Raw genomic sequence first — 5,006 nt, forward strand, 5'->3', positions numbered from 1 at the left:
CCATGGCCGTGGTCATCAGCGTCAACGCCTTCCTGTCGGTGATCAACGACAAGATGGGTTCGCCGCTGTCGCTGACCATCGCCCGCAGTTTTGTCGCCACCATCATCGTCGGCATCATCCTGATCCTGATGGCGATGCTGAGGCCGTTCAAGGCGCGCGACGGAAGCTGGCGGCCCTGGCCGGCATGGCTGCGCTACCTGTCGCTGGGCCTTGGCCTATTCACCATCATAGCCGCCTTGCTCGGCTATATCGGCCTTGCGCTGTTCGTTTCGCTGCAGGTCGTCGTCACCGGCACAGCCTTGATCACCGCCTATATCGGCTTCCTGTCGGCGCAGGCGATCGGCGAGGAGGGTGCTTTCGCCAACACCTCCGTCGGGCGCTGGCTGTCGGCCAATTCCAGCTACGAGGATACGGCCCTCGACCAGCTCGGCCTTGTCGTCAGCGTTGCCATCAATGTGATGATCGTGCTGGTGTTCCTGCCGCTGATCCTGCTGATGTGGGGTTTCCAGCCCGGCGATATCCAGGCTTGGGCCTACAAGCTCGCAACCGGGATCAACATCGGCTCGGTGACGATCTCGGTCACCGGCATCCTCTCCGGCATCGTCGTCTTCGTCATAGGCTATTTCCTGACGCGGTGGTTCCAGGGCTGGCTCGACGGCTCGGTCATGGCGCGTGGCAAGGTCGATACCGGCGTGCGCAACTCGATCAGGCTGGCGGTCGGCTATGCCGGCGTCGCGCTGGCGGCACTGGTCGGCATCTCGGCGGCGGGCATCGACCTGTCCAGCCTGGCACTGGTCGCCGGCGCTCTTTCCCTCGGTATCGGCTTTGGCCTGCAGAACGTGGTGTCCAATTTCGTTTCCGGCCTGATCCTTCTGGCCGAGCGGCCGTTCAAGGTGGGCGACTGGATCGTTGCCGGCGACGTCAGCGGCACGGTCAAGAAGATCAGCGTGCGCGCCACCGAGATCGAAACCTTCCAGCGGCAATCGGTGATCCTGCCCAATTCGAACCTGATCAACAACGCCGTCGGCAACTGGACGCACCGCAACAAGCTCGGCCGCGTCGACATCAAGGTCGGCGTCGCCTATGGCAGCGACGTCAAGCAGGTTCATGCCGTCCTGCTGGAGATCGCCCGCAGCCACCCGATGGTGCTGAAGAACCCCGAACCCTTCGTGCTGTTTTCCAATTTCGGCCCCGCCGCCCTGGAATTCGAAATCCGCGTGTTCCTGGCCGACGTGATGAACGGCAACATCGCGCAGAACGACATCCGTTTTGCCGTCCTCGAAAAATTCAGCAGCGAACACATCGAGATCCCCTCGACGCCGCGCGCCGTGGTCGAGGCCCACAAGCCCAAGGCCTGGCCGACGGACGACGACAAGATCGAGGCCGACTTCGCCGAACAGGAGCAGATAAGGGCCGAAGCCGAGGCGGAGAAGAAGCGACTGGTCAAGTCTCGCAAAACCAAGAAGCCGGACCCGGACTAGGCTCGGACTCCGTCGACCTCAATCCTGCCCGGAATCGATTGCGGCATGAATGGGGCATTCAGTTGCGGTTCAGCTTCCATCTCATATAAGCTCCATGCAAAGGCGAAAATGCCTTGCCAAATGCAACAGAGGCGGTGGGAACACCGATATTGCACCATGTGGAAGTCTCTCGTCGCTGCAGTCGCCCTGGTCGCCGCCATCGGCTCGGTCCATGCCGCGAGCGCGGTCAACAAGGACGCCGAGACCCGCACGCTGGTCGTAACGGAGGGCGGCAGCAAGACCGACCTTGCGCTGGCCGGTGGCGAAACGGTTGAGTTCTGCCCGAACGGCTGCTTCGTCACCTTGCCCAATGGCGATCTCGAAGCCCTGACCGGTTCGGAAACGGTCGAGATCTCGGGCGGTGTCGCCCGCATCAAGTAATCTTGGCGTCACGATTGTAGAGGCCGGGCATTTGCCCGGCCTTTTATCGTTTCCGGTAGCGGTTGTTTAACAATGACACCGGAAATACCGCCATGGCAGCCGTCTGCAACCGTGCGTTTTAACGTTCGCTACGCCATCGCCCGCTATACCAGCCTCAAGACGCCGAAAAGCGGCGCGCAACTCTACGCGGGCAGGGCAGGACGGACATGGATGCGCGATCGGACAGGAACGCAATACCGCTTGCGGTCGATCTCGACGGCACGCTGATCGCAACCGACCTGTTGTGGGAAGGGCTGTTCATCCTTCTCAAGAAGAACCCGCTCTATATCTTCCTCGTACCGTTCTGGATCGCCGGCGGGCCGGCGCGGCTGAAGCAGGCGATCGCGCAGCGCATCGACATCGATCCGGCATCGCTGCCCTATCGCGAGGTGCTGCTTTGCCGCCTCCGGACCGAGCACGCCGAGGGCCGCAAGATCGTGCTGGCGACCGGTACGCCGCGCAAGTTCGCCGACGCCATCGCGGCCCATCTCGGCATTTTCGACCAGGTGCTGGCCACCGATGGTCTCGCCAATCTCACCTCGGGCAGGAAGCGCGCCTCGCTGATCGCAGCCTATGGCGATGGCGGTTTCGACTACGCCGGCAACAGCCGCCATGACCTCCAGGTCTTCGATGCCGCACGCAACGCGATCGTCGTCGCGCCCGACCGCCATGCCGCGCGCTGGCAGGCGGCACATGGCGCCGAGACGGTGTCGGCGCCGAAGCCCACTTTGCGGACCATCGTCAAGATGCTGCGCGTGCATCAGTGGCTGAAGAATTCGCTGATCGCAGTGCCGATGGTGCTCTCGCATGAATATTTCAACACCGACATGATCTGGGAATGCCTGCTGGCATTCGTCTCGTTCAGCGCGGTGGCATCGGCCATCTACATCCTCAATGATTTCTTCGACCTCGCGCTCGACCGCAAACACCTCACCAAGCGCAACAGGCCGTTCGCCAGCGGCGCGCTGTCGATCCCGTTCGGACTTGGGGCGATCGCGGTGCTTCTGGCGATCGGCATCGGCACCGGGCTGTTCCTGTCGCCCGAATTCATGGCTGTGCTCGGCGGCTACATGGTCGTCACCACCGCCTATTCGCTGTCGTTCAAGCGCATGCTGCTGGTCGATGTGCTGACGCTCGCCGGCCTCTACACGATCCGCGTCCTGGCCGGTGCGGCGGCGACCGGCGTCGACGTCTCGTTCTGGCTGCTGGCCTTCTCCATCTTCTTCTTCCTGTCGCTGGCGCTGGTGAAGCGCTTCGTCGAACTGCGCACCACCGCCATTCCGCCCGGCGAGCGCATTGCCGGTCGCGGCTATCGCACCGAAGACCAGGAGATCGTCGCCCAGGCCGGCATGGCCTCGGCCTTCTCCTCGGCGCTGGTGCTGGCGCTCTACATGGACAGTGTCGCGGTGCGGGAACTCTATCCGCATCCATGGCTGATCTGGCCGCTGGCGCCGATCGTGCTTTATCTTACCATGCGCGTCTGGATCCTGGCGCGCCGCAACGAGATGCATGACGATCCGGTCGTCTTCATCATCCGCGACTGGCGCAGCCAGATCGTGGTGCTGATCGGTGCGGTGATGCTGGTCATCGGGGGCTGGTAGGCATGGCCGCCGGACGTTTCCCAAGCTTTGGCCTTGCCACGCCGCCGGCGCCGCGCGCCATCGGTGCCGACGAGGCGATCGCGCTGCTGAAGGGCGGTCAGGCCAAGCCGGCGTCGCTGCTTGCCTATGGCAATGGCCGCTCCTACGGCGATTCCTGCCAGAACGGGGCCGGAGCGGTCGTCGATATGCGATCGCTGAACCGGATCCACGCCTTCAACGCCGAAACCGGTGTTCTCGAGGCGGAGGCCGGCGTGCTGTTGTCCGACATCATCGCCCACGCCGCCCCCTACGGCTTCTTCCCCGCCGTTGTGCCAGGCACGCAATTCGTCACGCTCGGCGGGGCCATCGCCAATGACGTGCATGGCAAGAACCATCACCGGCGCGGCACCTTCGGCTGCCATGTCGAGAGCTTCACGCTGCTCAGGTCCGACGGCAAGACCCACCGCTGCTCGGCGACAGACAATACGCGGCTGTTTGCGGCGACGATCGGCGGCATGGGGCTGACCGGCCTCATCCTGTCGGCCTCGATCCGGCTGATGCGGGTGCATTCCCTCGACATCGTCGAAAAGGCGACGCCGTTTCGTGATCTCTGCGAATTCTTCGACCTGGCCGAGGCGGCCGATCAGGCCAACGAATATGCGGTCGCCTGGATCGATCAGTTGGCCGGCGGCCGCAACAGCGGTCGTGGCCTGCTGCTGTCGGGCAATCACGCCGAGCACGGCTCGCATGCCGCCTCGCGCGTCGGCGGCAATTTCTCGGTACCGGTGCAGCCGCCGTTCAATGTGCTCAACCGGCCGTTCCTGACCGCCTTCAACGCTGCCTACAGGTGGAGGAAGAGCCGAGCAACGGTGCCGCGCCAGGCCGGATATCAGGGCTTCTTCTTTCCACTTGACGGCGTGCGCGACTGGAACCGGCTTTATGGGCCGAAAGGGCTCTTCCAGCACCAGAGCGTGGTGCCGGAAGAGACGGCGCGCGAGGCCGTGCCGGCATTGCTGGCGGCTGCAAGGCAAGCCGGGCAGGGCTCGTTCCTCACGGTGCTGAAACGCTTCGGCTCCATCCGCTCGCCGGCGCTGCTGTCGTTTCCGCGTCCCGGCTACACGCTGACACTGGATTTCCCCAACAGGGGCGCCACGACGCTGACACTGCTGCGGGAACTCGACCGCATCACGGTCGAGGCCGGCGGCGCGGTCAATCCGTACAAGGACGCCCGCATGGGGGCCGAAATCTTCGCTTCGTCCTTTCCCGAATGGCAGCGGCTGGAAGGGCTCCGCGACCACGCCTTCATGTCTGATTCCTGGGCGCGCACCGCGAAGAGACTGGATGCGCGACGAGGCGCGGTCGAAGCAGCCGAATAGATAAAATTCGAATAATTCTTGGTTAATTGATGATTAATAACGAGATTTACTCAAAATATTGTTGGGACTTCACCAAATGTTTGCGGGTTTGTAATAGGAAGCGCGAAGGG

Annotated in this window: 4 protein-coding genes; all 4 read left to right on the top strand. The window is 63.3% G+C overall.

Annotated features, from left to right (window positions below):
• The coding region (locus EN994_RS17475; RefSeq protein WP_164745983.1) for a mechanosensitive ion channel domain-containing protein at positions 1-1,481 on the top strand (1,481 nt) is incomplete at its 5' end.
• A gap of 156 nt (positions 1,482-1,637) precedes the next feature.
• Complete coding sequence (locus tag EN994_RS17480; protein ID WP_023812335.1) at positions 1,638-1,901, top strand: hypothetical protein; 264 nt, start codon at positions 1,638-1,640, stop codon at positions 1,899-1,901.
• Positions 1,902-2,107: 206 nt separating this feature from the next.
• A complete protein-coding gene (locus tag EN994_RS17485; RefSeq protein WP_063168220.1) occupies positions 2,108-3,541 on the top strand; it encodes a UbiA family prenyltransferase in 1,434 nt (477 codons plus the stop codon).
• A 2-nt stretch (positions 3,542-3,543) separates the two neighbouring features.
• Entirely contained in the window at positions 3,544-4,896 is a 1,353-nt protein-coding gene (locus tag EN994_RS17490) for an FAD-binding oxidoreductase (protein WP_063168219.1), read from the top strand.
• Positions 4,897-5,006: the final 110 nt, after the last annotated feature.

It is taken from the genome of Mesorhizobium sp. M7A.F.Ca.CA.002.09.1.1, from assembly GCF_003998555.1.
GTDB lineage: Bacteria > Pseudomonadota > Alphaproteobacteria > Rhizobiales > Rhizobiaceae > Mesorhizobium > Mesorhizobium ciceri.